2 protein-coding genes are annotated in these 2,797 nt (G+C 37.5%); both read left to right on the top strand.

Annotated features, from left to right (window positions below; all coding sequences use genetic code 11):
• Positions 1-1,406, top strand: a 1,406-nt coding sequence (locus tag K1X82_15345) for a hypothetical protein (protein MBX7183486.1), incomplete at its 5' end; no start/stop codon positions are given.
• 48 nt (positions 1,407-1,454) lie between these two features.
• The coding region (locus K1X82_15340; protein MBX7183485.1) for a hypothetical protein at positions 1,455-2,797 on the top strand (1,343 nt) is incomplete at its 3' end.

The raw sequence follows: 2,797 nt of genomic DNA, 5'->3' as shown, positions 1-2,797 counted from the left end.
CAACCATGCCTATTGAACAATGGGGTAAAGTTCGTGATAATGAAATGCAGAATCTTTTATCTGCCGTTCAGAAAAAAACAAAATACATTCAGGCTGAAAAATCAGCACAACAAGAAATATTTAAAACGCTTTCCGAAACAAACAAGTTTGATTTATTGCCACAGGACCAAATAAGGTTTAAACGGTTGTATGAAAAAAAGAAAAATGAACTCATTGCTGACATGGGAAAGCATGAAAGTATTCAATCTTTTTTAAATAATGGAGGTTACGAGAAACTATTGTCTTTTAGAAATGACCTAATGACTTCAGAAGAATTAGGTAATGGAATTAGAAACCAAGTTGATTTTGCTACGATTCAGCAAGCAAAAAAAGAAGGAAGAATATACGGAATGAGAACTTCTGATGGATATGAATTATCTGAAGCAATGGATATGTTTGATAAAGGTCTTATTAATCGAATAGGATATGAAGGACATTATGCATGGAAAGGAGTTAATCCATCCTGGTTCCCGGCTAAAAAAGACGAAACAGCAACTCAGCGTATTGATTATTCTCCATTAGAGTATGCAAATATTCTTGAAGGTGAAAATGTTCCACACCAAATTAAATCAAAGCTAATTGAGCAATATTCAGAACAATATCGGACCGGAAACGGAATTCCTAAAATTCTTCCGGATGTACAAACTCAGGCAGCTATTGGTGCTTATAGAGCACAACAAAATGCTTATAACAACATGAATATTGACTGGAAAGGAGTAATAGAATCTGTTGATCCAGTATCAGAAAATGTAACGATTACCGGTTCACCTAATCAATTTGGTAGCCCCGGAGGTTCTATTAATACTACAATTAGACGAAGATATATTCCAGAATTAATTGATCGGCTTGCTACCGCAAAAGGTCTTGTTAAAACCAAAGACGACAATGGGCAAATTGCATATACTCTATCAGATGCGGTTAATATTAGTCCGGTAGGTTATGATTCTTTCTTCCCTCCCGAAGTTATGGCCGTTTTAAGAAATCAGGTTGTTTATCCAGTAAGTTATACTGAATCTCCTATTTATAATCCCAGAACAGGAAAGCTAAAAACAGACGGAAACCAACTTCTTGCCAATGGCCAACCAAAAAGCTTAATGGGAAAAGGCTTATCTATGAGGATTCCAATAACCGATCAAAATGAAGATGTTCTTTTAAATTATGCAAAAAGTACCGGAAACTCAATGATGGCCAATCAAATTGAAAAAGGATTTGTTGAAGTTTGGGTACCTGTTGACTTAAATAGAAATGCAGCAACCATTGGTTCAATAACATATGGACAAGACGGTAATGGTCAATGGAAAGGGGATATTGCTTCACAAAACAGGCTTCCCGGACAGGTAATTCAAAATGCTCCTAATATTCAATAATACCTTTTAAAAAAATGTGGCTAACTTCGTACAAAAGTAATTGAAGTTATGCCAGAGATTAATCAACCAATAGTAAAAAATCAGTCACCGGAAGATACCAGTTCTCCGTTTTCAAATGACCAGGGTTTTACTTTTCGCAACGATCCTATAGATCCAAATCAGAAACCGTTATCTGAAATGTCACCCGAGGAATTGCAGGATATGCAAACACGGTATCAGAATCTTGCGGGAAATAATAAACCATTTGAACAAGGAATTGAATCAGCCCCTGGGGACGAAAAAAACTACGCTATAAACAATTATGGTAATGAAGGTTGGTTGGAATCATGGAAAAAGTCATGGTTTTCCGGAATAGGAGATATCGAAACTTCATTTGCCGGAACATTTAAAGCATTAGGATATGATGATATTGCTGACGAATGGTATAAATCCGGGATGAATCGTGTTGAAAGAAACAAAAATTTTGTAAGCAAAGACCTTGGTGAGTTTTCTGCAGATGATTTATTAAACCCATACTATTACAGTAAAATAATGGGTCGTTCCCTTCCATCTAATGTTGCACTAACCGGTACTGCAGTAGCAGCAGGAGTTCTTACAGGAGGTATTGGAACTGCAGCAACAGCTATTGCTGCAGCAGCAGCAAGACAAGCAGCAGTTAATATCGTAATTGACCAACTATCTGGTGGTAGTACAAAGGGGCTTTTTGTACCAACAAAGGGAAAACTGCTTCAATCAATTATAGCCGGTACCGTTGCTACACTTACAGAGGCCGGAATGGAAGGTGGTTCTTTATTCAAAGAAATGATTGAACAAGGGGTTGATGAAAAAACCGCTAAAGATGCTTTCAATAAAACCGTAGCAGCAAACATGCTTTTAGGGGTAACCAACCTGGCCCAGTTTGCCCAGTTTTTAAATCCGGTAGCAAAGGGTATAATGAAAGGAGGTGTTGTTTCAGAAACAATTGAAGCTTTTCAAAAACGGTTTTTAAATAGTACCGCAAAACAATTACTTGCGAATACGGTAACAGAAGGACTTGAAGAAGTTTATCAGGGAGCAATTCAAGCTAAAGCAAAAGAAGGTGGTGATTGGGGAGATTTCATTACTGGGCTTCCTTCTGCAATGGCTACCAGGTTAACGACTTCAGAAGGTTGGGGTGAAATGGCTGCAGGTGCCGTATTTGGTGGTGCTATGGGAGCAGTACCGGCAGCATACAGAAGTATAACAGGTAAATCTCTTGCATATAAAGAAGCTATTGATAAACTATCAGATGCTCGAATTGCAGTAGAAGATGGAGATTGGGTTAAATCTACCCGTCCGTTTGTAGCTAAAATGTTCGAATTATTTGAAAAAGAAATTGGTTCAAATCAAACTGTAGGAGTAAAAGTTGGGGA

It is taken from the genome of Bacteroidia bacterium (assembly GCA_019695265.1).
GTDB lineage: Bacteria > Bacteroidota > Bacteroidia > JAIBAJ01 > JAIBAJ01 > JAIBAJ01.
This window is presented reverse-complemented; position numbering and strand designations above follow the sequence as displayed.